This window comes from Pantoea sp. RG18, assembly GCF_025910075.1.
GTDB classification, from domain to species: domain Bacteria; phylum Pseudomonadota; class Gammaproteobacteria; order Enterobacterales; family Enterobacteriaceae; genus Pantoea; species Pantoea agglomerans.
Window position 1 is genome coordinate 112,750 of record NZ_JAPCIL010000012.1, and the last position, 25,685, is coordinate 138,434.

General features: G+C 55.6%; 20 protein-coding genes and 1 tRNA gene. 9 read left to right on the top strand and 12 right to left on the bottom strand.

The features are described from left to right. Nucleotide 1 precedes the first annotated feature (1 nt). From dppC to OK409_RS13830, 7 genes are all read right to left on the bottom strand, one after another. Nucleotides 2–904: a dipeptide ABC transporter permease DppC gene (dppC, locus tag OK409_RS13800; protein WP_010671643.1), complete on the bottom strand. Its 903-nt coding sequence runs from the start codon at nt 902–904 to the stop codon at nt 2–4. A 9-nt stretch (nt 905–913) separates the two neighbouring features. Further along, a complete protein-coding gene (gene dppB, locus OK409_RS13805) occupies nt 914–1,933 on the bottom strand; it encodes a dipeptide ABC transporter permease DppB (protein WP_010257427.1) in 1,020 nt (339 codons plus the stop codon). 171 nt (nt 1,934–2,104) lie between these two features. Further along, nucleotides 2,105–3,715 carry a dipeptide ABC transporter periplasmic-binding protein DppA gene (gene dppA / locus OK409_RS13810; protein ID WP_010671642.1) on the bottom strand — a complete coding sequence of 537 codons (1,611 nt, stop codon included), beginning with the start codon at nt 3,713–3,715 and terminating at the stop codon, nt 2,105–2,107. 1,104 nt (nt 3,716–4,819) lie between these two features. Continuing rightward, a tRNA-Pro gene (locus OK409_RS13815) sits at nt 4,820–4,896 on the bottom strand. Between the two features lie 125 nt (nt 4,897–5,021). Beyond that, on the bottom strand, nt 5,022–6,713 hold the full coding sequence (eptB, locus tag OK409_RS13820) for a kdo(2)-lipid A phosphoethanolamine 7''-transferase (protein ID WP_052270946.1): 1,692 nt from the start codon (nt 6,711–6,713) through the stop codon (nt 5,022–5,024). Nucleotides 6,714–7,034: 321 nt separating this feature from the next. Further along, nucleotides 7,035–7,463, bottom strand: a complete 429-nt coding sequence (locus tag OK409_RS13825; RefSeq protein WP_010257431.1) for an organic hydroperoxide resistance protein — start codon at nt 7,461–7,463, stop codon at nt 7,035–7,037. Nucleotides 7,464–7,558: 95 nt separating this feature from the next. Continuing rightward, nucleotides 7,559–8,023: a MarR family winged helix-turn-helix transcriptional regulator gene (locus tag OK409_RS13830; RefSeq protein ID WP_010671641.1), complete on the bottom strand. Its 465-nt coding sequence runs from the start codon at nt 8,021–8,023 to the stop codon at nt 7,559–7,561. A 62-nt stretch (nt 8,024–8,085) separates the two neighbouring features. Here OK409_RS13830 and OK409_RS13835 point away from each other — a divergent pair, with 62 nt between their 5' ends. After that, nucleotides 8,086–8,679 carry an HD domain-containing protein gene (locus tag OK409_RS13835; RefSeq protein ID WP_010257434.1) on the top strand — a complete coding sequence of 198 codons (594 nt, stop codon included), beginning with the start codon at nt 8,086–8,088 and terminating at the stop codon, nt 8,677–8,679. Between the two features lie 41 nt (nt 8,680–8,720). Here OK409_RS13835 and OK409_RS13840 read toward each other — a convergent pair whose 3' ends face one another. After that, nucleotides 8,721–9,017 carry an HTH-type transcriptional regulator gene (locus OK409_RS13840; RefSeq protein WP_010257438.1) on the bottom strand — a complete coding sequence of 99 codons (297 nt, stop codon included), beginning with the start codon at nt 9,015–9,017 and terminating at the stop codon, nt 8,721–8,723. Nucleotides 9,018–9,751: 734 nt separating this feature from the next. Here OK409_RS13840 and OK409_RS13845 point away from each other — a divergent pair. From OK409_RS13845 to OK409_RS13870, 6 genes are all read left to right on the top strand, one after another. Then, on the top strand, nt 9,752–11,350 hold the full coding sequence (locus tag OK409_RS13845; RefSeq protein WP_264367157.1) for a gamma-glutamyltransferase family protein: 1,599 nt from the start codon (nt 9,752–9,754) through the stop codon (nt 11,348–11,350). Between the two features lie 237 nt (nt 11,351–11,587). After that, nucleotides 11,588–12,304: a DUF3053 domain-containing protein gene (locus OK409_RS13850; protein WP_010671639.1), complete on the top strand. Its 717-nt coding sequence runs from the start codon at nt 11,588–11,590 to the stop codon at nt 12,302–12,304. A 432-nt stretch (nt 12,305–12,736) separates the two neighbouring features. Then, nucleotides 12,737–14,671: a PTS mannitol transporter subunit IICBA gene (locus OK409_RS13855; RefSeq protein ID WP_010257448.1), complete on the top strand. Its 1,935-nt coding sequence runs from the start codon at nt 12,737–12,739 to the stop codon at nt 14,669–14,671. Between the two features lie 96 nt (nt 14,672–14,767). Beyond that, a complete protein-coding gene (mtlD, locus tag OK409_RS13860; RefSeq protein ID WP_264367158.1) occupies nt 14,768–15,916 on the top strand; it encodes a mannitol-1-phosphate 5-dehydrogenase in 1,149 nt (382 codons plus the stop codon). Nucleotides 15,917–15,980: 64 nt separating this feature from the next. Further along, nucleotides 15,981–16,526, top strand: coding sequence for a mannitol operon repressor MtlR (mtlR, locus tag OK409_RS13865; protein ID WP_171820345.1), 546 nt, complete (start codon nt 15,981–15,983; stop codon nt 16,524–16,526). Between the two features lie 103 nt (nt 16,527–16,629). Further along, nucleotides 16,630–16,992 carry a YibL family ribosome-associated protein gene (locus OK409_RS13870; protein WP_003848030.1) on the top strand — a complete coding sequence of 121 codons (363 nt, stop codon included), beginning with the start codon at nt 16,630–16,632 and terminating at the stop codon, nt 16,990–16,992. Nucleotides 16,993–17,000: 8 nt separating this feature from the next. On the opposite strand, the gene OK409_RS13875 is transcribed toward OK409_RS13870, so the two are convergent. The 3 genes from OK409_RS13875 to OK409_RS13885 all read right to left on the bottom strand — a co-directional run bounded on the left by OK409_RS13875 (nt 17,001) and on the right by OK409_RS13885 (nt 20,422). After that, nucleotides 17,001–17,969, bottom strand: coding sequence for a VirK/YbjX family protein (locus tag OK409_RS13875; protein ID WP_033780832.1), 969 nt, complete (start codon nt 17,967–17,969; stop codon nt 17,001–17,003). A gap of 212 nt (nt 17,970–18,181) precedes the next feature. After that, nucleotides 18,182–18,799, bottom strand: a complete 618-nt coding sequence (gene sodA / locus OK409_RS13880; protein WP_008926407.1) for a superoxide dismutase [Mn] — start codon at nt 18,797–18,799, stop codon at nt 18,182–18,184. A 282-nt stretch (nt 18,800–19,081) separates the two neighbouring features. Beyond that, entirely contained in the window at nt 19,082–20,422 is a 1,341-nt protein-coding gene (locus OK409_RS13885) for an aspartate aminotransferase family protein (RefSeq protein ID WP_264367159.1), read from the bottom strand. 207 nt (nt 20,423–20,629) lie between these two features. Between OK409_RS13885 and OK409_RS13890 the strand changes: the two genes are divergently transcribed. After that, nucleotides 20,630–21,406 carry a DeoR/GlpR family DNA-binding transcription regulator gene (locus tag OK409_RS13890; RefSeq protein WP_137229742.1) on the top strand — a complete coding sequence of 259 codons (777 nt, stop codon included), beginning with the start codon at nt 20,630–20,632 and terminating at the stop codon, nt 21,404–21,406. Here the strand turns inward: OK409_RS13890 and fdhD are convergent. Next, complete coding sequence (gene fdhD / locus OK409_RS13895; protein WP_264367160.1) at nt 21,403–22,227, bottom strand: formate dehydrogenase accessory sulfurtransferase FdhD; 825 nt, start codon at nt 22,225–22,227, stop codon at nt 21,403–21,405. The genes OK409_RS13890 and fdhD overlap by 4 nt on opposite strands. A 404-nt stretch (nt 22,228–22,631) precedes the next feature. On the opposite strand from fdhD, the gene fdnG reads away from it, so the two are divergent. After that, nucleotides 22,632–25,682 (top strand): formate dehydrogenase-N subunit alpha, encoded by a 3,051-nt coding sequence (fdnG, locus tag OK409_RS13900; protein ID WP_264367161.1) that lies wholly within the window; start codon nt 22,632–22,634, stop codon nt 25,680–25,682. Nucleotides 25,683–25,685: the final 3 nt, after the last annotated feature.

Consider the following 25,685-nt stretch of genomic DNA (forward strand, 5'->3'; position numbering starts at 1 on the left):
TTTACTGCTTGAGTTTCGGGTCGAGTGCATCACGCAAACCATCGCCCATCAGGTTAAATGCCAGCACGGTAAGCAGAATGACCAATCCAGGGAAGGTCACTACCCACCAGGCACTTTGCGCATACTGCAGGACGTCGGAGAGCATCGTGCCCCACTCCGGCGTCGGCGGTTGCGCACCCATACCGAGAAAGCCCAGCGCCGCCATATCGAGAATGGCGTTGGAGAAACCTAATGAAGCCTGCACGATCAGCGGTGCAAGGCAGTTAGGCAGAATATTCACAAACATCTGGCGCAGCATACCGGCACCGGCCACGCCTGAGGCGGTCACATAGTCGCGGTTCACTTCCACCAGCACCGCCGCGCGGGTCAGACGGATATAGTGCGGCAGCGCCACAAAGGTCAGCGCGATGGAGGCGTTAACGATCGAGGGGCCAAAGATGGCGACCAGCACCAGCGCCAGCAGCAGGCTGGGCAGCGCCAGCATGATATCAACGACACGCATGATGATGGCATCGACCACGCCGCCGAGATAACCGGCCAGCAGGCCAAATATCACGCCGAAAATCAGTGACAGCACCACCACCAGACAGCCAACCAGCAGCGACAGGCGCGCGCCATACATCAGACGCGACAGCACATCGCGGCCTACATCGTCGGTGCCCAGAATGTAGCTCCAGCTGCCGCCTTCCTGCCAGACCGGCGGATGCAGCAGCGCATCGCGGAACTGCTCAGCAGGGGCATGCGGGGCCAGCACATCGGCAAAAATGGCGCACAGCAACACAATGATGATGTAAACCAGGCCCACGACGGCGCCCTTGTTACGTTTAAAGTAGTGCCAGAATTCCTGAAACGGGGTCATCGGCTTGGGTGCAACGGTAACGCTGCCGGGATCAACAACAGACATGATGCCCCCTTATTTCTTATGACGTATGCGCGGGTTAACCACGCCATACAGCAGATCAACCAGCAGGTTGACCACAATAATCAGTACTGCTGTGAGCAGCACCCCGCCCTGCACTACCGGATAGTCACGGCGCTGCAACGCTTCAATCAGCCAGCGACCCAGGCCCGGCCACGAGAAGATGGTTTCGGTCAGAATCGCCCCGGCCAGCAAAGTGCCGACCTGCAGGCCGATCACCGTAACCACCGGCAGCATGGCGTTTCGCAGCGCATGCACCACGATCACGCGCATGCGCGTCAGGCCTTTGGCGCGCGCCGTACGGATGTAATCTTCACCCAGCACTTCGAGCATCGCCGATCGCGTCATTCGCACAATCACCGCCAGCGGAATGGTGCCGAGCACGATGGCAGGCAGAATCATGTGCATCACCGCATCGTGGAAGTCGCCCGGCTCACCCCAGAAGAAGGTATCGATCAGCATAAAGCCGGTCAGCGGCATGGTGTCATCCAGGAAGACGGTGTCGCCGACCCGCCCGGAAACCGGCGTCAGGTTGAGCTGTACCGAGACCAGCATGATCAGCATGATGCCCCACCAGAAGATCGGCATGGAGTAGCCGGTCAGTGAGATCCCCACGGCGGTGTGATCGAAAATCGACCCCCGCTTCACGGCGGCCATGACCCCAACCGGGATACCAATGGCCACGGCAAATATCATGGCGCAGATGCCGAGTTCCAGCGTCGCTTTGAAGCGCGGAACAAACTCATCCCAGACCGGGATGCGGCTCTTAAGTGAAATGCCCAGGTCACCATGTAATACGCCGTTAATGTAGTTCAGGTACTGTTTCCACAGCGGCTGATCCAGACCTAACAGCGCCATTAACTGTGCATGGCGTTCAGGAGAAATACCGCGTTCGCCCGCCATGATCAGTACCGGATCGCCGGGGATCATGTGAACAAATGCGAAGGTGAGTAATGTAATACCGATAAACGTTGGGATGACAAGGCCCAGACGTCGGAGTATGAACTGCAGCATAATCCGGGTTCTCTCTTGTCCGCGCGACCGTCGCCGCGAGGGTAGTTATTGCTTACATCTGACGATCGGGTAGGCCCGACCGCGACGCAGACAGGCTGCGCCTCTACCGTTTCCAGTAAAACAGGGAGATAAAGCCGGGGCGACGCGCAGCCGCCCCGGAAAAGGCGACAATTATTCTTTAATGTCTACCTGAGCAAAGTAGTGTCCGCCCAGCGGATCGACTTTGTACCCGGAGACTTTCTTGCTGACCGGTTCGTATACCGTTGAGTGCGCGATCATCAGCGCCGGTACCTGGTCATGCATCACAACCTGTGCCTGCTTGTAGTACTCGATGCGCTTCGCCTGATCGGCGGTGGCGCGAGCTGGCTGAATCTGATCCTCAAAGGATTTATCACACCAGCGCGAGTAGTTAGAGCCATCTTTTGCCGCTGAACAGCTGAACAGGGTGGCCAGGAAGTTATCCGGATCCCCATTGTCGCCGGTCCAGCCCATCATGACGGTCTGGTGCTCGCCCGCTTTGGCGCGCTTCAGATATTCGCCCCACTCGTAGGTGACGATTTTGGCTTTGACGCCAATCTTCGCCCAGTCGCTCTGGATCATCTCAGCCATGCGACGTGCATTCGGGTTGTACGGACGCTGAACCGGCATCGCCCACAGGTCGATTGAGAAGCCGTCTGCCATGCCCGCTTCTTTCAGCAGCGCTTTGGCTTTCTCAGGATCGTAGGCGTAGTCTTTTACGTCGTCGTTATAGCCCCACATCGTTGGTGGGATCAGGTTTTTAGCAGGCTGACCTGCACCCTGATAAACGGCTTCGATAATCGCCTTTTTGTTGACCGCCATGGTCAGTGCCTGACGCACTTTCAGGTTATCCAGCGGTTTTTTCTCAACGTTGTACGACAGATAGCCGACGTTCAGGCCAGCCTGCTCATACAGGTTGATGTTTTTGTCCTGCTTCATACGCGCGATGTCAGCCGGGTTTGGATAGGGCATGACCTGACATTCGCCCTTCTGCAGCTTGGCGTAACGCACTGAAGCATCCGGGGTAATGGAGAAGACTAAGCGATCGATTTTCGGCTTGGTGCCCCAGTAATCCGGGTTAGCTTTGTAAAGGATGCGCGAATCTTTCTGGTACTGCAGCAGCTGGAACGGACCGGTACCGACCGGATTCAGGTCGACGTTTTGCGGGGTGCCCGCTTTCAGCATGTTGTCAGCGTACTCTTTCGACAGAATCGAGGCGAAGTCCATGCCGAGGTCAGCAAGGAACGGCGATTCAGGACGCGTCAGCACAAAGCGCACGGTGTTCTCGTCCACTTTTTCAATTTTGCTGATCAGCTTCGGCATGTCCATGCCTTCGAAATATTCGTAGCTGCCGCCGGAGACGCCGTGATAGGCGTTGTTTTTATCCAGCTGGCGCTCAAAGGTGAACACCACATCATCCGCATTAAAGTCGCGCGTCGGTTTGAAATCTTTGGTGGTCTGCCACTTCACGCCTTTGCGCAGGTGGAAGGTGTAAGTTTTACCGTCTTCACTGACATCCCACTTCTCTGCCAGCGCAGCGTGCAGTTCGGTGGTGCCGATAGTGAACTCAACCAGTCGGTTGTAGATCTGACGTGAGCTGGCATCGTAGGTGGTGCCCGAGGTGAACAACTGCGGGTTAAAGCCTTCCGGAGAACCTTCAGAACAGTAGACCAGGGTTTTTGCCTGAACACCGGCGGCGACAGTCATAGCAATCAGGCTCAGACCGACCTTCAGCATCCCGGATTTAGCCAGGGAGTTGATCATGCTTTTGCTCCATTGTGATGTGATGTTGTGTGTATTGCCCGACCTCTGATTTTTTTATGCGGTTCAGGCGTACCACCGAACAGGTGGTTAAAGCACGCTACGTTTTTTTTGTTTTTTCTTATGCAGATGGTGCATTCAGAAAATTCCGTAACTGTGCGTTTATTGACGCATCAATTTGTCAACAGTTGCAAAGAACGTCAATACAACGGTTACTTATTTACACAGAGTGTGAGGGATAGCATGCAACGGTAATAAAAACCCTTTCGGCCTAAAAGCCATACAATGCACAGCGCTGCTGGTCTGATTTCCGTGCATTGTGCTGGATGGCTGTTATATCGCTAGTGATTCTCACCGCTAAAAAACTTAAAACTTTTACCGGCAAATGTTGAATAACTGAACGATTCACCGTGCGTTATGACGTTCATCCAGCGGAATATGCTGGTAAAGAAGCATAAGAAATCAGCATATTGCCGCTTTCGGTCATAAGAAGAATGTGTCGCGAATTATGATCGCATCTCTTATATGGCAAGGCCTGCCAGCGGGTAAGTGATGATAACAACGGCTGGTAAACAGAATGCGCGGTGGATGGGGTTTACTGGAACTTTCTTGAAGGTGACAGCCAGAGGCTGAAAGCGGGGGAAGGTTCAGTGAAGAGGATGTGGCATGAATGGCTGTCAGATCGAGACAGCTTCGGGAACACGGTCAGATCGGAAAGGCGCTTAAACCATCCCTGGACGCTCGGCCCACGCCGTCCCTGGCGTGGGACGCTTTCCTCCTCTGCCCGTGTTCCCTCCGCCTTGAGATTGTTCATTGCTGTCAGAGTCACTCTGATTTGGATCTGTCAGTTGTCTGAGATGCTTCTGTAAGTACCTGATGCGTCTGCCAGACGTGAAGCGAAGGGAGCATACGCCTGTAGCAAAGCATCGCGGGCCAGGGATGGCGTTTTTGCGTCTTTGCGAAAGGCGTATGCTCCCTGAAGCCCACTCAGCGGTAAGAATGTGAATGCTTAGCGGTCAGATCGAGACTGCTCAGGAAAAACCGCCCCTGCCGTTGTTTTTCTAAAGACGAAAAAAAACCTGTCTTTTCAGACAGGTTTCTTAAATATGGTCGGCGAGAGAGGATTCGAACCTCCGACCCACTGGTCCCAAACCAGTTGCGCTACCAAGCTGCGCTACTCGCCGATGGGGGCGCATGTTACTGCTACCCCCGATCAGCGTCAACCGCTTTTTATGCTTTTGCCGCCAATCGCCTGGAAAGCACGCGGTTACCGGGAATCAGCCGCCTGCTTTACCCTTTTCGACCACTATTACAGCGGTTTAGCCTGACCATTACCCGGTGCCTGACACCAGTTGTTGGCCGGGTTAATACCGCCATCTGGCGAGGTGTAACCCAGACAACCCAGGATGGTATCGAACAGCTCAACGTGGCGATGGGTCCGGCCCACACGCTGCTGCGCCTGCAGACGCTCAAAGTTGCTGCGGTTCTGACTGTCTTCCAGATACTTATCTGACGCCCAGACCATCATCGGCACACGGAACTGCTCAGGCGGAGCCATCTCACGCGGCGTGCCGTGCAGGTGCATATTCTCGCTAATCGACTCACCATGGTCGGCGGCATAGAAGACGATCGCCTTCTTATCACGCAGCTGATCCAGCACGCTATCCAGCATGCTATCGACATACAGCACCGAGTTGTCATAAGCGTTGATCAACTGCGCTTTGCTGCAGGTCTCATCCACGCCCATACACTCCGGCTGATATTTCGCGAAGCTGCGCGGATAACGCTGTGAATAGAGGTAGTGCGAACCTTTGGTGTGCAACACAATCAGATGCTTACCTTTCGGGAAACGATCCAGTGACGCTTTCATCTCCGGCACCAGCAGCATGTCATCCACCGCTTTGCCCTGATTACGCTTCTCTGAACCAATCTGCTCACGGAAGGCAAAATTGTTAGCATTGATGTTGTCATAGAACCAGACTTCGCTCTGCATCGCAAACAGCTCAGAGGTGAAGCCCAGCTCTTTCATCACCGCAAACACATTCTGCTCTTTCAGCGTGCGGCCCGGATTATCCATAGTGCCGCCTTCGCGCACGAACATGCAGCGCAGTGACAGCTTAGTCGCGGTATCACAGGACTCGCCCCGGAATGCCACCAGGTTCTTCTCTTTCGACAGCTTCGGCGTTGTGTCACGCTCATAGCCCAGCATCCCCATGTGATCCCAGCGCGTGGTTTCGCCAATCACAAACACCACATAGGTATCATCAAGCCCGGCAGGCGCGACGTAGGTAAACTTCTTCGCCGGATCCAGCAGTTCCTGACTGTTCAGCGACTCATCCACGCGGGTCCAGGCAAACAGGCCCACAGCCGCCAGCCAGTTCGAAGGAAGATAAGAGTGCGCCACCACACCGCCGTAACTCGGCAGATCGATGTTAGTGATCTCTTCGTTATGCTTCTGCAGCTTGTCGAAAAAACGAATCGGCAGCCAGACCAGTGCCACGCAGAGCAGCATGATCAGGGTGGGTTTCAGGCGCTGTCCCGGCGTACGCAGCTGTTCATTCAGCGTCATGCTCAGCTTATTGCGCCAGATCATCAGCAGTGGCAGCGCACTGACCAGCACCATCCACAGGATGAAATGGTAACCAATCACCTCTCTGGAGAGATCGGTGTCAGTCGTCATCACCGAAGCCACAATGCCGTAGCCAATCACCACGTTAAAAAACGCCATGTAATAGGCGGCGGCAACCGAAATCAGCACAATCAGCGTGGCCAGCACGCGATAAAACCACTTTCCTCCCAGCGACAGCAGACGCATCAGGAAGAAAGTCAGCACCACAATGGCCACTACCTCGGTGACGGCAGTCAGCCAGTTCGTAACCGTAGAGTGCCTGAGAAAACCGTCAAAACGACGATAGAAAATCGGCAAATTCAATAAGATACCGAGATAGAGCGCCAGCAAGAGCGATAACTTCTGCTGAGTCAGGGTTTTAATGTAATTCATGAAAAAAGGTGTTTCTCCGGTGTGAAGCGCTTGACCAAATCTTTTATGTGACTGCCGAAACGCGGCAGAGTTCGCTGAATAAGCGGACCGGACAAGATGAAGGAAAATTCTGAACGGATTTACAGGCTATAACGCGAGGTGGCTCAGTAAAACATGGTCGCGTTTGATAGACCAGAAAATAATCGTTGTCGACCTGATTAGCACATTTTTTGTACACAGCGGACAGGAACGGCCAGGTGGGCTGTCGCAGACAGCAGCAGGAGAGCGAAAATGAGAGAGGGAAAAAAGTGCGGGCCTGATAGTTTCAGGCCCGCAGCACGCTTAGCGAATAATGTTCAGCGTGACATCGATGTTGTTGCGGGTGGCGTTTGAGTAAGGACAAACGATGTGTGCCGCATCAACCAGCTTCTGCGCTTCTGCTTCATCCATCTCTGGCAGGTGAATGTTCAGGGTCGCTTCAATACCAAAACCATCAGGGATAGGGCCGATACCCACTTCACCTTCGATCCAGGCGTCTTTTGGCATGGTGATCTTGTCACGGCCCGCCACAAACTTCATCGCGCCCAGGAAGCAGGCAGAATAGCCCGCAGCAAACAGCTGCTCAGGGTTAGTCACTTCGCCGCCTGCACCGCCCATCTCTTTTGGCACGCCCAGTTTCACGTCCAGTACACCGTCAGAAGAGGTTGCACGACCATCACGACCACCGGTTGCTTTGGCTTTGGCGCGGTAAACCACTTGTTCTAAAGACATGACATTTCTCCGTTACGCTATTTAATCGCCCACTACTTATACAGCCGTAATCAGGCGGTGAGGTTTAACGGGTGCCGCGCACCCGTCAGCAATATTTATCGTGACTTATTCAGGTTATCTCGCAACCCATCCAGCTGTAATTTCAGCGCCAGCAGAGCGTCATCATCACAGGCTGTGGCACACTTGACCGCTTCAGGAATGGCTTCAGCCCTGGCCCGTAACGCCTGCCCGGCTTCGGTCAGCGTCACCGCAACCTGGCGTTCATCCTGACGGGTTCGCTGCCGGTTAATCAGGCCTGCACTTTCCAGTCGCTTCAGAAGTGGCGTTAATGTTGCCGAGTCTAAAAAAAGCTGCTCGCCAATCTCTGACACCGTGACATCATCTTTCTGCCACAACACCAGCATGACCAGATATTGAGGATAGGTGATGTCGAGCTGGCTCAGCAACTGACGATAGACTTTATTCATCGCCAGGTTGGCAGAATAAAGCGCAAAGCAGAGGTGCTGATCGACCAACAGTGGCATCGTTTTCACTTTTTTGTCATCTTGATCACAGTTCATGGTTAATAATATAGATAGCGCGCTAGATAATTGCAAGCAAACTTTTTGTCAGGGGGAAAGGCATGCAGGATTCACTGGAAGAACAGGCGCGTCGCTTCGCCACCGAGGCACATGCCAGTGCCGGACAGCGCCGCAAATATACCGATGAGCCTTATATTGTTCATCCGGCAGCGGTGGTGGAACTGGTGCGCAGCGTCAGCCATGACGACGCGTTGTTAGCGGCGGCCTGGCTGCACGATACCGTGGAAGATACCGCAACCACACAGAGCGATATCGAAACGCACTTTGGTACGCGCGTGGCAAGCCTGGTAGAGATGCTGACCAACAGCGCACCCGCTGGGGCAAAAAATCGGACGGCCCGTAAACTGGCGCACTTCCGCCATACAGCCAGCGCCAGTCCTGAGGCACAAACCATCAAACTGGCTGACATCATCGATAACACACGCGCGATTGTGCGTTTCGATCCCGACTTTGCGCGGGTCTACCTGGTTGAAAAGCAGATACAGATTGAGTTGCTGAAACAGGGAGATGCGCAGTTATGGCAGCAGGCTTCAATGATTATCGAAAGCGGACTCGCACAGTTGCGGGAGCCGCCCTATAGCGTGCCGGAGAGCTGGTTTGCCAGACAGGCGGCTAAATACAGCGAATTACGCTAATAAAAAACCCGCCAGCGGCGGGTTCTTTTCGTGATATCAGTTTATTCAAGCAACTGCCGTCCCAGATAGGGATTGGCATGTAATAACTTCATCAATTTCTGCGCCGTCGCGGAAGGACGGGTACGCCGGGCTTCCCAGCTTTTCACGGAAGAAACGCTCACGCCCATTACTTTTGCAAACTCATCAACCTGCATGCCGGTCATTTCACGCAGACGCTGCGGCTCTGGCTGGGCGGGTTGCTGACGCTGAATAAGTAACTCGGCGGCGCGATCATCACGTGTCAAAACAATCTGCTCAAGGCTGCTGAGCAATTCAAACATCGGGTCTTTTAATTCCATAGAGAACTCCTTAAAAACTCGCTATGAAGCACGTGAAAGTAGAGAGGTACGAGCCTGAAGTCAGGACTCTGAAACCGGGCCTGTTTCAGGCTGGATCCCGCAAGGGTTTATTTTTGTTATGAGAGAAACCATTACGGGACACAGCCTGCGGTGCACTGCTTTAAAGATGTCAGGTCAATGCAACAAATGCCGGGAGACTAAGTATGGATAGAGACCTGACTATTTGCCGCGCAATTTATAATTATTTTTTCAACTATGGTTTGCCGGAAAAGTTCCAGCACCTCTAACCTGCTGAGGCAGTTGAGTTTTGTGCCTTCGACGTGGGCAGAAAAATCAAATGGTGTTTGCTATTTATGTGGATGCCATCAAGCTTTTTGCTGGCATATTCTCATTTCTGTGAGGCAATACACCTCTTCAGGTAGTGAGTGCAAAATATACGCCAATGGTTTACTTCCTGAACACATATATTCACTGTTCTTATTAAATTAAGAATAGTCCTGGTTAGGGCCTGAGGCCTGGCGCGTGGCGGCTCACAGTGCAGAGCGGGTAAATCTTTTATTCTTAACGGCGCTCTGTCGCCAGATTAATCAACAGTCATCTTAACGAAACGGCTGACGCCTCATGCCGGTGCAGTTACCCAACAACTATCGACCTGATGCGCGGTAAAAGTGCAGCCCCGTGATAACGCACTGACGAAGGGCAAAACCCATACCTGACCTCTGTAAGGAAAAGCGATGCGAGAAACAGATTTTAACGTCGGATACCCTTCTCATCGTGTACCGATGATGGGTCGTAATGCCGTCGCAACCTCTCAACCGCTGGCGGCGCAGGCGGGTTTACGGATGCTGCAACAGGGTGGAAACGCCGTGGATGCGGCTATCGCCACCGCCATCGCCTTAACCGTGCTGGAGCCAACCGGAAACGGCATCGGCAGCGATGCGTTTGCCATTGTCTGGGATGGCAGCGAGCTGCATGGGTTAAACGCCTCAGGCCGATCGCCAGCCACGTGGCATCCCGAACGCTTTGCCGATTTTAGTGCGATGCCTGAAACCGGCTGGGAATCCGTCACCGTGCCAGGGGCCGTCTCGGCATGGGTCACACTGGCACAGCGCTTTGGCACCTTACCGCTGACCACCCTGGCACAACCGGCAATTGACTATGCGCGCCACGGCTTTCCGGTTTCACCGCTGATTGGTCAGCTGTGGCAGCGCGGCTATGACAAGCTGCGGGATCAACCTGGCTTTAGCGACTGCTTTGCGCCGCAGGGTCGTCCGCCTCGTGCTGGCGAGCTGTTCCGCAATCCGGCTCAGGCCCGCACCTTGCAGGAAATCGCTGAGACTCAGGGCGAAAGCTTTTACCGCGGCGCACTGGCGCAAAAGATGACAGCCTTCGCCCGTGAGCATGGCGCGGCCCTGACGCTGGAGGATTTGAAAAACCATCGTGCCGACTGGGTTACCCTGCTGTCGCGTCCGTTTGCCGGAGGATCGGTGCAGGAGCTGCCGCCGAATGGTCAGGGCATTGCGACCTTAATTGCACTTGGCATTCTGGAAGAGTGGGAAATCAACCGCTATGCACCGGATTCGCCGCAGTGGCTGCATCTCTCCATTGAGGCGATGAAACTGGCGCTGGTTGATCTGGACCGTTATGTCACCGATGAAGATCACCTCGAATTTCCGGCGGAACACCTGCTCAGCAACGACTATATCCGCCAGCGGGCAGCGTTAATTGATCCTGACAAGGCGGGAGATTTCCGCTTTGGATCACCTCAGCAAAGCGGCACAGTGTATGTCGCCGCCGGTGATGCCAGCGGCATGATGGTCTCATTCATTCAGTCTAACTACATGGGATTTGGCTCCGGCGTGGTGGTACCCGATACCGGCATCAGCCTGCAGAACCGGGGCGCGGGCTTTTCACTCGATCCAGACCATCCCAACGTCGTGGCGGGCGGTAAGCGGCCATTTCATACCATCATTCCGGCCTTTGCGCGGGATCAGCAGGGCCAGCCGCTGATGGCGTTTGGCGTGATGGGCGGCCCGATGCAGGCGCAGGGGCACCTCCAGCTGGCGCTGCGCATTATGCTGCACCAGCAGAATCCGCAGGCCGCGATTGATGCGCCGCGCTGGCGCGTGGTGCAGGGACGCGAGGTGGTATTTGAATCAACCCTCGATCGCAATACCCTGAGCACACTGCGCCGCATGGGTCACAACGTGGTACTGGAAGATCCCCTGAGTAATTACAATTTTGGTGGCGCGCAGGCGATAGTGCGCGATCCGCAGGGCTTTTACATTGCGGCCAGTGAGAGTCGCAAAGATGGTCAGGCGGTGGTGTTTTAAGGTCGCGGCAGTGAGTGTCAGGCTGCTCAACCCCTCCTTCATCTCTGCGCGCTGAAGCCTGCGATGGCAGGGAATGCAGCACGCCCTGAGGCGCAGGCGGTCCCATTCTGTAACCGGCGTTTCAGAAAGCATCTGTTTCACAGGTGGTTTCACGTTGTGCCGTGGCTCGGGTTTGTTCTATTCTTTAGGCCATTCCTACCTGGACATCTGACAGTATCACCGACAGGAGTTGACCCTATGGCTTCAGGACTTACACGCCTTATGGCACGTGGCGGCATTATGCTCGCTGGCGCGCTGATCGTGCTGCAACTCACCGCATGCGGTGATAAAGAAGGCGAGCAGCGCAAAGCATTTATCGATTTTCTCCAGAACACTGTGATGCGCAGCGGCGAGCATCTGCCCAGCCTCAGCGAAAACCAGAAGCAGAGCTTTGGCAACTTCGCCAGCGATTACGCCATTATGTATGGCTTCTCGCAGCAGGCGAACAAAGCGGTTGAACAGGGTATGCGTCCGGTGGTGGATGAGCTTTCTGCCATTCGCGTTCCGCAGGATTATCTCAGCCGTCGTGATTCCCTGCGTCAGGCGACCAGCGCACTGGTGATCGTCACCCAGCAGATTGAAAGCGCCAAAATGCAGGCGGACAGCAGCAAGGCGACCCTGAAGCAGCCGGATGACCTGAAAAAAGTCTACGACACCGCCTATAACAAAGTGGTGACGGTGCCTGCCAATCAGCTGATTCCTCTGCTGCCAAAACTCCAGGCGCTGAGTCAGGGTGCAGTGCAGACCGGCGATTTCCTGCAAACGCAGGGAACCCGTGTCAGCTTCAATGATGGCGGCGTGCAGTTCCCGACTCAGGATCAGGCTTCGCAATATAACGCGCTGATGAGCACTTTATCCGCCAATTCGCAGGCGCTTCCTCAGGCACAGGCTGCCGTCCAGGGTGGTCTGCAGTAAACCCGCTTTACGGGCAGGCGCTAATCGTCTGCCCGTCCCACTCTCTTTTCTCCTCCCACCCAATCACCCGCTGAATGAAGTGTGATCTGGCGCATTTTCGACCAAAAATAGTTTGTGATCTAGGTCACAGATATATAACAAATCAACGTCAAACAAGTGTGATTCACCTCACAGATAACCGGCCACCCCGTCTAAAAATCAGCCAACTGAGCCTGAGCTACGCCTTAAAGTGTGATCAAAATCACGCTAATCACCCCTGCCACCACCCTTAATCAGTGATGTAGATCACACTTACCCCGCACGCTACGCAGCGTCAAATTCGCGTGATAGAGTCCGCGTGCATACAGTAATACCACCGGCTTTGGGTCGGGGTGGCTAAACAAAAACAAGCGCGCTCTCCTATTGCAGCGCGTCTCAATAAGGGGTGGGTTTATGTCCTCATCAGTGAAGGTCAAAGTACAAAGCTTTGGTCGCTTTCTGAGTAATATGGTGATGCCAAACATCGGGGCGTTTATCGCCTGGGGTATCATCACCGCACTGTTTATTCCAACTGGCTGGATCCCTAACGAAACGCTGGCCAAACTGGTTGGCCCGATGATCACCTACCTGCTGCCACTGCTGATCGGTTTCACCGGTGGGCGCCTGGTGGGCGGCGATCGCGGCGGCGTGGTCGGTGCCATTACCACCATGGGTGTGATTGTCGGTGCTGATATGCCGATGTTCCTCGGTGCGATGATTGCCGGTCCGCTGGGCGGCTGGGCAATCAAGTCGTTTGACCGGGCGATTGACGGCAAAATCAAAAGCGGCTTCGAGATGCTGGTCAACAACTTCTCGGCCGGTATTATCGGGATGATACTGGCACTGCTGGCGTTCCTGGCGATCGGTCCGCTGGTAGAAGGTCTGTCACACATTCTCGCCGCGGGCGTGAATCTGATGGTGCAGAACAACCTGCTGCCACTGACCTCGATCTTCGTCGAACCCGCGAAAATCCTGTTCCTGAACAACGCCATTAACCACGGTATCTTCTCGCCGCTTGGTATCCAGCAGGCTAGTGAAGCCGGCAAATCCATTTTCTTCCTGATCGAAGCCAACCCGGGTCCGGGTATGGGCGTGCTGATGGCCTATATGTTCTTTGGTCGTGGCAGTGCTAAACAGTCTGCGGGCGGTGCGGCAATCATCCACTTCCTTGGCGGCATCCATGAGATCTACTTCCCGTATGTGCTGATGGCTCCTCGCCTGCTGCTGGCGGTTATCCTTGGCGGTATGACCGGCGTCTTCACGCTGACGGTGCTGAACGGTGGCCTGGTCTCTCCTGCCTCACCGGGTTCAATCCTGGCGGTGCTGGCAATGACGCCAAAAGGTGCTTACTTCGCGAACATCGCCGCTATCGCTGCCGCCTTCGCCGTCTCCTTCGTGGTGTCCGCTATCCTGCTGAAAACCAGCAAAGTCAAAGAAGATGACGATATCGAAGCCGCGACCCAGCGCATGCATGAGATGAAAGCGCAGTCTAAAGGCCAGAGCGGCGCGGGTGCCCCAGTCGCCAGCGATGCCATGAGCGTTGAACTGCATCACGTGCGTAAAATCATCGTCGCCTGTGATGCCGGTATGGGTTCCAGCGCGATGGGTGCAGGCGTACTGCGTAAGAAAGTGCAGGACGCCGGGCTGAGCAATGTATCGGTGACCAATACCGCGATCAACGCCCTGCCGGGTGATGTCGATCTGGTGATTACCCATCGTGATCTGACTGAACGCGCCATCCGCCAGGCTCCGCATGCGCAGCATATCTCGCTGAACAACTTCCTCGACAGCGCGCTCTACAGCACCCTGACCGAACGTCTGGTGGCGGCTAACCGCAGCGACGTGCATCGTCAAACGGTGAATACCGCGCTCTCTGACAGCTACGATGAAGGCAACGCACACCTGTTTAAACTGGGAGCGGATAACGTCTTCCTCGGCCTGACCGCCAGTAACAAAGAGCAGGCGATTCGCTTTGCTGGCGAACAGCTGGTGAAAGGCGGTTACGTTGAGCCTGAATACGTTGAGGCGATGCTGGCGCGTGAAAAACTGACACCGACCTATCTCGGTGAGTCGATTGCCGTGCCGCACGGTACCGTCGAAGCGAAAGATCGCGTGCTGAAAACCGGCGTGGTGTTCTGTCAGTATCCGGCAGGCGTCCTGTTCGGTGAAGAGCCGGACGATGTGGCGCGCCTGGTGATTGGTATTGCTGCCCGTAACAACGAGCACATCCAGGTGATCACCAGTCTGACCAATGCGCTGGATGATGACAGCGTGATTGAGAAGCTGGCGAACACCACCAGCGTGCAGGAAGTGCTGGATCTGCTGTCAGGTAAGCCTGCAATCGCGTAATTTATAGCAATTATTTTCCCTGGGGCGGTCATGCCCGTCCCGATTTCCTGGGGCGGGTTTGCCCGCCCCATCGTCATTTGATATGGGTCAAAAATTATGAAAGCGTTACATTTCGGAGCAGGAAACATTGGTCGCGGCTTTATCGGCAAGTTACTGGCTGATGCAGGTATCGAACTGGTTTTTGCTGATGTGAATCAGACGGTGCTGGATGCACTGAACGCGCGTCATGAGTATCCCGTTCATGTAGTTGGCGAGCAGGCCAAAACAGAAACCGTTAAAGGCGTCAGTGCGGTAAACAGCACCAGCGATGAGATCATCACCCTGGTTTCTGAAGTCGATCTCGTTAGCACCGCCGTGGGCCCGCAGATTCTGGAGCGTATTGCCAGCAGTGTGGCTAAAGGCCTGGCAAAACGCAGTGACAACGGCAATACCCGCCCGCTAAATATTATCGCCTGTGAGAATATGGTGCGCGGCACCAGCCAGCTGAAACAGCATGTGCTGAAGGCGCTGCCGGAGCAGTATCACGCCTGGCTGGAGCAGCATGTCGGCTTTGTGGATTCTGCTGTCGATCGCATCGTGCCACCGTCTGAAGCGGGCAGCACCGATCCGCTGGAAGTGACCGTTGAAACCTTCAGCGAATGGATCGTCGATAAAACTCAGTTTAAAGGCGACCTGCCTGCGATTCCGGGTATGGAACTGACCGATAACCTGATGGCATTTGTTGAGCGTAAACTCTTTACCCTGAACACCGGTCACGCGATTACCGCCTATCTCGGCCAGCTGGCCGGTCACCAGACCATTCGTGACGCCATCCTCGATGAAAAAATCCGGGCCGTGGTGAAAGGGGCGATGGAAGAGAGCGGCGCGGTGCTGATTAAGCGCTACGGTTTTGAGGCGGATAAACATGCGGCCTACATCCAGAAAATTCTTGGCCGTTTTGAGAACCCTTATCTGAAAGATGATGTTGAGCGTGTGGGTCGTCAGCCGCTGCGTAAACTCAGCGCGGGCGATCGCCTGATCAAGCCGACGCTGGGCACGCTGGAGTATGGGTTACCGCACGCCAGCCTGGTGCAGGGCATTGCCGCCGCGATGCACTATCGCAGCGACCAGGACCCACAGGCGCAGGAGCTGGCCACGCTGCTGGCAGAAAAAGGCCCACAGGCGACGCTGGCTGAGGTTTCAGGTCTGGATGCTGACAGCGAAGTGGTGGCTTCGGTGGTGAGCGCCTGGCACGCTATGGCATAATGCGCGCGTGTTAGTGACGCAAGCCGGGCGCAGTTCGCCTGCGCCCAACGGCGGTATTGAACCCATGCAGGCAATAATGGAAGAGAAGCAGGCTTTTGAAAACCGGGTGCTTGAGCGCCTGAACGCCGGTCGTTCGGTGAGAAGCTTTCTGATCGCCGCCGTTGAGCTATTGGCTGAAGCCGTCAATCTGCTGGTGCTGCAGGTCTTCCGTAAAGATGACTACGCGGTGAAATATGCCGTAGAACCGCTGCTGCTGGGCGATGGTCCTTTGGGTGAACTCTCGGTTCGTCTGAAGCTGATTTACGGTCTTGGCGTTATCAGCCGCCACGAATATGAAGATGGTGAACTGCTGCTGGCGCTGCGCGAAGAGCTGAATCACGATAGCGGTGATTATCGTTTTACCGACGATGAGATCCTTGGCCCGTTTGGTGAACTGCACTGCGTCACCGCCTGGCCGCCCGCGCCGGTGTTTCACACCGAAGATGCAGAGCTGCGCAGCATGCAGCAGCAGCGCTATCTGCAGATGGTGCGATCCACCATGGTCCTGTCGCTAACCGAGCTGATCGCCCGCATCAGTATGAAGCAGGCGTTTAAAAAGTCCGGCAGCTAATCCTGTCAGGCGCCATCACGGCGCCTTTTTCGTCTTAACCTGAGCGGGAATATGCGCCAGATTTGGTGTATCCTTGGCCTGTTTTCCTCAACGAGTTGTTGTCATGAAAGAGCAAGAAAAGAACGAAATCAAACTTCTCAGCGATAAGCTGGACGCATTGAACCGCAAAGAGCCGCAGTTACTGGAATCGGGTGATGTCGAGAAACTGGGCGCGTTGCTGAAAGAGAAAGAAGCGCTGGTCATTGAGATTGAGCGTCTGCGCGGTCAGCGGGTTGAAAAACTCAGTGCCGAGGCGCAGAAGCTGCAAAAAATGGGCTTCAGCCGCGAAATTACCAAGAAAGAGCAGGCAAATCTGGGCGCGCTGAAGAAAAGCGTGCGCGGCCTGGTCGTGGTGCATCCAATGACCGCGCTGGGACGTGAGATGGGGCTGACAGCAATGACCGGCTTCGCCAAAACCGCATTCTGACGGGTCGATCAGGCAGCAGCCTGATCGACATCGGCTTTGCGTTCGCCGGCGGCGGCATAGACCTGCTCCGCCAGCGCATCCAGCAGTTCATAGCGGCGACGATATTCAGCCCGCTTCTTACTGGCAATCTCCTCCAGCGTTTTGCGCGGCAGACTCAGCGGCAGGATAAACATCCCATCCCTGCGCGCCTCGCCACTCAGCGACAGCCAGAATTCACTGTAGCTGGCAAAGAACTTATCCCCTTTGCTGTGGCGATAGCGCAGGCTGCGGAAGACATGAGTCTCATCGCCTACCGCCAGAATATTCTCCACGCCGCACTGCTTCGCCACAATAAATACCGATTCCATTAACAGGCGTTTCGGAAAGAGACCCTGCGCCGCTTTGGTCGCCTCGCGGATCACCTCATTATTGATATGTTTTCGCGGACCCTGTAATCCGCCAATTAATAATGTGCGCTGGTTATTTTCATTGAGAATTGAAAATGAAAGTGAAGCAATAATTTCGTCGTTATAGCGTAATACCAGCGTCACTTCCCCTTCCCGATCGAAATAACCGGAACTGCAGGAAAGTAAAAAGGATTCGCCATTTTTACCGGTCAGCGTAGCCAGCGGATTATCCGTGGCGCTTTGCAGCAGCTGACGCAGCGCAGGGTTTTCCAGATTATTCATCAGACTGTAATGATCAAGTATCGCCTGCGCGCGCGCAGCAATGCTCAACCCTGAGCGCAGATAGGGCCGGTGCAGCTTGGCTGGCAGCAATCCCTGAGTACTCATCAACAGAGGGAGTTGCGGTAAATGCGACAGCTCATCCAGATAACGCAGCGTAGTCAGCGGTGATATTAAGGTTCTTAACACAAATTTCAGCCGGAAACGTTTACTTATCCAGAGTTTATTCGGAACGTATTTTCCGCTAATTAACTGAAAAAAAAGCGATGCAGAAGAATCGGTCGTAGTTTCATGAGTAGTTATAATTGACATAGTCATCGACACACAGTGAGCAGGAATGTCACTGAGCATAAGACAACGAGTATCAACGGCGTGTTAATGTGGCAGAAGGTTAAAAGCGCGGCGGTTAAAAAGCGAGATCCGTTTATTTTTGGTTTAATCTGGGACGACAGAATTTAAAGATAAAAAAAACCGGCGAAATAAATTCCACCGGTTTATCGTTATCACGTTAACACTGGGTTAACTTACTGGGCAGCTGCGAAGCGGGCTGCTGCTTCGTCCCAGTTGACCACGTTCCAGAATGCTTTGATGTAATCAGGACGTTTGTTCTGATACTTCAGGTAGTAGGCGTGTTCCCACACGTCCAGACCGATGATTGGGAAGCCAGAAACGCCAGCAACCGCTTCACCCATCAGCGGGTTGTCCTGGTTTGCGGTAGATACCACAGCCAGTTTGTCGCCTTTTTTAACCAGCCACGCCCAGCCTGAGCCGAAACGGGTCGCAGCCGCTTTCTCGAACTCTTCCTGGAATTTTTCCACGCTACCGAAATCTTTCTCGATAGCCGCTTTCAGGTCGCCCTGCAGCGTGGTGCCGGTTTTCAGGCCTTTCCAGAACAGGCTGTGGTTAGCGTGGCCGCCTGCGTTGTTACGCAGTGGGCCTTTTTTGTCTGCTGGCAGCTGATCCAGTTTGGTGATCAGCTCTTCTACCGGCAGATTGGCAAATTCAGTGCCTTCCAGCGCCGCGTTAGCGTTGTTCACGTAGGTCTGGTGATGTTTGGTGTGATGGATTTCCATCGTCTGCTTGTCGAAATGCGGTTCCAGTGCGTCGTATGCGTAAGGCAGGGATGGCAGTGAATAACTCATGTTCTTCCTCTCCATTTAGTTTGAGCAGCACGACGAATTCGGGACGTGCCGCGTAAGCAGTCGAATCATTATAGTTAAATTCATGTAGCGTAAAAGGGTAATCAATGCCCTATTAACCATAAGGATTTGAGAAATCTGGCAAAAGCAACCCGTTGTTTTTACAGCATGCTGCTGCTGACTCCGCCTTTTCAGCTTTATCAGACAGGGAGAGCGAAGCACTCTGCCAGCACCACCAGCAGGCACTCATCCCGCCCGAACGCCGCATCTGCCCTGCCCTGCGCGTTACCTGCCCAGTTCGCGCAGCCCGCTGTCGAGCGCGCCGACCAGCCAGTCGATATCCCCTTCCTGGAACGCCAGTGGCGGACGCAGTTTCAGCACATTCCCATACGGGCCGGCGACCGAGGTCAGCACGCGATGTTCACGCAGCTTCTCGATTAAATCCAGCGCCAGCGTTTTGTCCGGCGTTTTGCTGTGACGATCGGTGACCAGCTCAAAACCGATAAACAGTCCGGCACCGCGCACATCCCCCACGCACTCATAGCGATCCATCAGGGTTCGTAGCTCCGCCAGCAGCTTCGCGCCGACCACGCGGCTGTGTTCCTGTAACCCCTCTTCGGTGATCACTTTCAGTACCGCCTGCGCCGCCGCCATCGCGACCGGATTACCACCAAAGGTATTGAAGTAGGGAACTGAGTCGCTGAAGGCGGCCAGCACTTCACTTTTTGCCAGCAGGCCGGAAACCGGAATGCCGTTGCCCATTGGCTTGCCGGTGGTAATGATGTCAGGCACCACATCGTGGCGGCCAAAGCCCCAGAACGCGTCGCCGGTACGGCCAAAACCAGGCTGCACTTCATCGGCAATAAAGATGCCGCCGTTGGCATGCACCACCTCGACCGCTTTTTTCAGGAAGCCGCGCGGATCGGGCAGCACGCCGTCTGAGGAGAAGATTGAGTCCGCCAGGAAACCGGCAAATTTAATGCCGTGCGCCGCCATATCATCAATCTGCTGCTGAATCTGGTCAGCGAACCAGTCGCCCAGGTCAGGCGCGTCCACACGATACGCATCCGGTGGCATCACCAGCCGCGTGGTGGGCGCCAGCGGCTGTCCACTGCCCAGCGCCGGAGAAGCGCCGGATGTCAGCTCACTGGTGCCGTGATAGGCCTCTTTACTGACAATAATCCCGCTGCCGCCGCTAAAGGCGCGCGCCACGCGAATCGCCAGGTCGTTAGCTTCCGATCCGGTGCACATATACATCGCGCGATCGATCGCCTCAGGCGTGGTCGCCAGCAGCGCTTCGCTGTAATCCAGAATATTTTCATGCAGGTAACGGGTGTGGGTATTCAGCATTTTCATCTGCTGCGTCACCGCCTCAGTCACTGCCGGATGGCAGTGCCCGATGCTCGCCACGTTGTTGTAGACGTCGAGATATTTATCGCCCGCCGCATCCCACAGATATTGCCCTTCACCCCGCACCAGATGCACCGGTTTGCGATAGAACAGGCGATAAGATTCGCCAAGCACTTTGCTGCGTTTATCGGTCAGTTTGCGCGTCTCGCTGTCGAGTGCATCGGCATGTTCGGCACGGAAACTGTTGGTATCCATAATGGTGGAACGCGTGGCCATAATGACTCCCGTTACAAGGATGAAGAAGGAAGAGCTGACGCCTTTATCATGCCTGCCTGAATCTAAAATGCAACCAAATACACAAATGCAATAAAATACACATGACGCAGGCAGATCGCCACGCTAAGCTTGCTCCCTGATTCAGACGGAATCTTTCGCTTCACTGGCGTATCATCCGTGATCTTCGCGCTTTAAAAGGAAACCTCTATGCTGCAGGAAACGCGCCTTCATCGCATCCGTGCCTTACTGACCCGGCTTAACCAGGTGAGTACCGAGCGCATTATCAGGGAGCTGGGGGTCTCACGCGAAACCGCGCGCCGCGATATCATTGAGCTGGAAGCGCTGGGTCTGGCGCGCCGCGTTCACGGCGGGCTGGTGGCGATTGAAACGCGGGCTGAACCGCCGCTGACGGAACGCCGCAGTACCCAGACCCGGGAGAAGCGCGCCATCGCCCGCGCCGCTGCGCAGTTGCTGCAGCCCGGACAGACGCTGTTTCTGGATGCGGGCAGCACCACCACGCTGCTGGCAGAGGAGTTGCACGCCCTTTCCGGCCTGACGATTGTGACCAACAGCCTGCAGGCCGCGCTGGCGCTGAGCGCCGGAGAAGAAGATCAGCCGCTGAATAATCAGATCATTTTGCTGGGCGGGATGATGTCGGCGGGTGCGCAACAGACGCGTGGCGAAATCACCGTGGGTGAGATTATCCGCTATCGCGCCGATGTGGCGCTGCTGTCACCGGTCGGCATTGAGGCGGGTTGCGGTGCCAGCAGTTTTCATCCGCACGAAGCGGCCATCGCCAGGGCGATGGTGCAGCAATCCACTTCCTGCTATCTGCTGGCCGATCACACCAAACTGGGGGTAGTCAGCCGCACGGTTTACGCGCCGTCACCGGCGATCAACCTGCTGATTACGGATAGTGGCGGCGACAACAGTGCCGCCCTTGAGGCGTTGCAGCAGACGTTGCCAGAGGTGATGGTAGTTTAACGCAGTCGCTGAGGATGGCTGTAAACCGTAGCGCGTCCAGGTTTACTGAATCCGACCAGCGTCAGATTGCAGCGCTCAGCCACCTCAACCGCCAGGCGGGTCGCTGCCGAGACTGCGAACAGGATCTCAACCCCGCACATGGCGGACTTCTGCACCATTTCATAGCTGGCGCGGCTGGAGACCAGCACCGCGCCTGGCCCCCACGCAGCCTGGCTGCGATAGCCCAGCAGCTTATCCAGTGCCACATGGCGACCCACATCTTCACAGCCACCGGCCAGCTGACCATCAGGCTGGATCCACGCGGCAGCATGGGTGCAGCCGGTTTTCTGTCCGACCGGCTGATACGCTTTCAGCTGGCCCAGCGCCCGATCCAGCTGATCCAGCGCAAAGGTCTGGGTAAACGGCAGCGGAGAGAGCGGCTTGCCAATCTGGTCCAGCTGTTCAACGCCACACACGCCGCAGCCGGTACGGCCTGCCAGCGCACGACGCTGCTCTTTCAGCGCCATAAAACGACGGCTGGAAAGCTCAATCTGAACCTCAATGCCGTGACAGCCCGGCACGATGTCCATGCCGAAAATGTCGCCTGGCGCGTCGATAATGCCCTCTGACAGCGAAAAACCCAGCGCAAACTCCTCCAGATCTTTGGGCGTGGTCATCATCACCACGTGAGAGATGCCGTTGTAAACCAGCGCCACCGGCACCTCGTCCGCCAGCCAGTCAGACTCTGCTGCGGTCAAATCGGCACGCTGCCATACCTGCGTTCTGCTGACGCCGGCCTGAATTGTTAAATCTTCGCCTGAGTCAGGCTGGATAGCTTTCAAAAAGTACGACCTGTTGTTAATAAATAATGAAATGCGACAGTCAGTACGGCTGCACAGCGGTGATCAGACGCAGACTAATTTTGCCTTCTGGCCCGGTGCGGCGCAAATAAACAGCGGGGCAATTCATGCGGTTTTCTCATCGGGAAAGGCGCAGCCACGCCTGCTGGCGGGCAGAATGAGAATGGGTATCTTTCAGGCTTTAACATCGGTAAGCATAAAACAACAGTAATTATCTGCCGCTACGGGAAATCTGCTTGCGCCGGGGATTGGTTGCCGAGGATTTTTAACAAAATTTAGAAAAAGAATTACTAATGACTAACCTGTTGACCCTGGTCAACTTACAGGCAGATAGGGCTGCTATTTTGCAAGGCTTCGCAATGGAGCCAATAAAGAAGAACGATAAAATGCAAATTAACAGACGGAGTTTTTTCAAAATCTGTGCTGGCGGGTTGGCGGGCACCAGCGCGGCGTTACTCGGTTTTGCCCCCACCACAGCCTTAGCCAGCGTCAGAGAGTTCAAACTCATTCGCGCCAGAGAGACACGTAATAACTGCACCTACTGCTCAGTCGGCTGCGGCATGCTGATTTACAGCCTGGGTGATGGCGCTAAAAATGCCCGCGCCTCGATTTACCATATTGAAGGCGATCCTGACCATCCGGTCAGTCGTGGATCGCTCTGCCCCAAAGGCGCGGGCGTGCTCGACTTTATTCACAGTGAACAGCGCCTGAAATACCCGGAATACCGCGCGCCAGGCTCGGATAAATGGCAGCGCATCAGCTGGGATGAGGCATTTGACCGCATAGCCCGCCTGATGAAGCAGGATCGCGATGCCAATTTCCAGGCCACCAATGCCGCTGGCGTCACGGTAAACCGCTGGCCGACTACCGCCATGCTCTGCTCTTCCGCCGCCAGTAATGAAACCGGCCTGCTCGATCAGAAATTTGCCCGCTCGCTGGGTATTCTGGCGCTGGAAAATCAGGCGCGCCTGTGTCACGGCCCGACCGTGGCCGCGCTGGCCCCCAGCTTTGGTCGTGGTGCAATGACCAATAACTGGAACGACATCAAAAACGCCAATGTGGTGATGATCATGGGCGGCAACCCCGCCGAGGCGCATCCGGTTGGCTTTAAATGGGTGATTGAAGCCAAAACTCATAACAATGCGCAGGTCATCGTGGTCGATCCACGCTTTAACCGCTCTGCGGCGGTCGCCGATCTCTACGCGCCACTGCGTGCCGGCAGCGATGTGGTTTTCCTGATGGGGGTGATCAACTATCTGCTGCAACACAATCAGATTCAGCAGGAGTATGTTCGCGCCTTCACCAATGCCGCACTGATTGTCAGCGAAGGCTTCAGCTTCAGCGACGGGTTGTTCAGCGGTTACAATGCTGAAACCCGTCAGTACGATCGTCAGAGCTGGCACTATGAGCTGGATGAAAACGGCCATGCAAGACGCGATGAGAGCTTCACTCACCCACGCTGCGTGCTGAATCTGCTGAAAACCCATGCCAGCCGTTACACCCCGGAAATGGTGACGCGCCTGTGCGGCACTTCGCAGGAATCCTTTATTGCGGTGTGCAGGCAGTTGGCCTCCACCTGTGTGCCGAATCGCACCGCGACTATTCTCTATGCGCTGGGCTGGACTCACCACACCAACGGTTCGCAGATTATCCGCACGGCGGCGATGATTCAGCTGCTGCTGGGTAATATCGGGATGCCAGGCGGCGGTATTAACGCGCTGCGCGGCCACTCCAACGTGCAGGGCTACACCGATCTCGGCCTGCTGGCGCAGAGTCTGCCGGGCTATCTGCCACTGCCCTCAGAGAAAATGACCACGCTGGCAACCTACCTGCAGCAGGCCACGCCGGTTGCGACACTGCCGGATCAGGTCAACTACTGGCAGAACACCGACAAATTTTTCGTCAGCCTGATGAAGAGTTTCTACGGCGATAAGGCCACCGCAGAAAACCAGTGGGGCTACGACTGGCTGCCGAAGTGGGATAAGAGTTATGACTGCATGGCGCAGGCGGAGATGATGGAACAGGGCGCGCTGAACGGTTGCCTGATTCAGGGCTTCAACCTGCTGGCCGCCTTCCCGGACAAAAATAAAGCGGTCCGGGCACTATCCCGCCTCAAATATATGGTGGTGATCGATCCGCTTCGCACCGAAACCGCCAGCTTCTGGCAGCATCACGACGAGTTTAATGACGTCGATCCGTCGACAATCCAGACCGAAGTGTTCCGTCTGCCCTCTTCCTGCTTCGCTGAAGAGTCGGGATCGGTGGCTAACTCGTCACGCTGGCTGCAGTGGCACTGGGCGGCTGCGGAGCCGCCCGCTGAAGCGCTGCACGACGGTAAAATTCTCGGCAATCTGTTCATGCGTCTGCGCGCGCTCTATCGCCTGGAAGGCGGTGCAGCCCCAGAGCCGCTGATGGCAATGCGCTGGGACTACCGCGATCCGTCTAATCCTGAGCCGGAAGAGGTGGCGCAGGAGAACAACGGTCAGGCGCTGGCCGACATTTACGACGCCAACGGCAAGCTGTTGCTGAAAAAAGGCCAGCAGCTCAACGGCTTCTCAGAGCTGCGTAACGACGGCACCACCGCCAGCGCCTGCTGGATCTACAGCGGCAGCTGGACGCCGGAAGGCAACCAGATGGCACGACGCGACAACGCCGATCCATCGGGGCTGGGCGCGGTCTCCGGCTGGGCCTGGGCGTGGCCGGCTAACCGCCGCATTCTCTATAACCGCGCCTCCGCCGATGCGCAGGGTAAAGCCTGGGATCCGCAGCGCCGCCTGATTGAGTGGGATGGCACTCGCTGGCACGGCATCGACGTGCCGGATTATCCGGTAACGCTGTCGCCGCAGCAGCAGGCCGGTCCGTTTATCATGCAGCCCGATGGTCTTGGCCACCTGTTTGCGCTCGATAAGATGGCCGACGGCCCCTTCCCGGAACATTACGAACCGATGGAAAGCCCGCTCGCCGACAATCCTATGAATCCGCAGCAGCGTCATAGTCCGGTCGTTCGACTGTTCAGCAGCGACGCCGCGCAACTGGGCGAGGCCGCTGACTATCCCTGCGTCGCCACCACCTATTCCATCACCGAACTGTTCCGCCACTGGACCAAACATGCCCTGCTGAACGCGATTGCGCAGCCGGAGCAGTTTGTTGAAATCGGCACCGAACTGGCAGAGGAGAAAGGCATCAAGGCCGGAGACAGCATCAAAGTCTCGTCGCGCCGTGGCTATATCAAAGCCAAAGCGGTGGTAACACGTCGTCTGCAGCGTCTGATGATTGACGGCAAGCCGGTTGATACCGTGGGTATTCCCTGTCACTGGGGCTTTGAAGGCACCACGCGTAAAGGCTTCCTCGCCAATACGCTGACGCCGTCGGTTGGCGATGCCAACTCGCAGACCCCGGAATACAAGGGATTTTTAGTGAAAGTGGAAAAAGCGTAACGG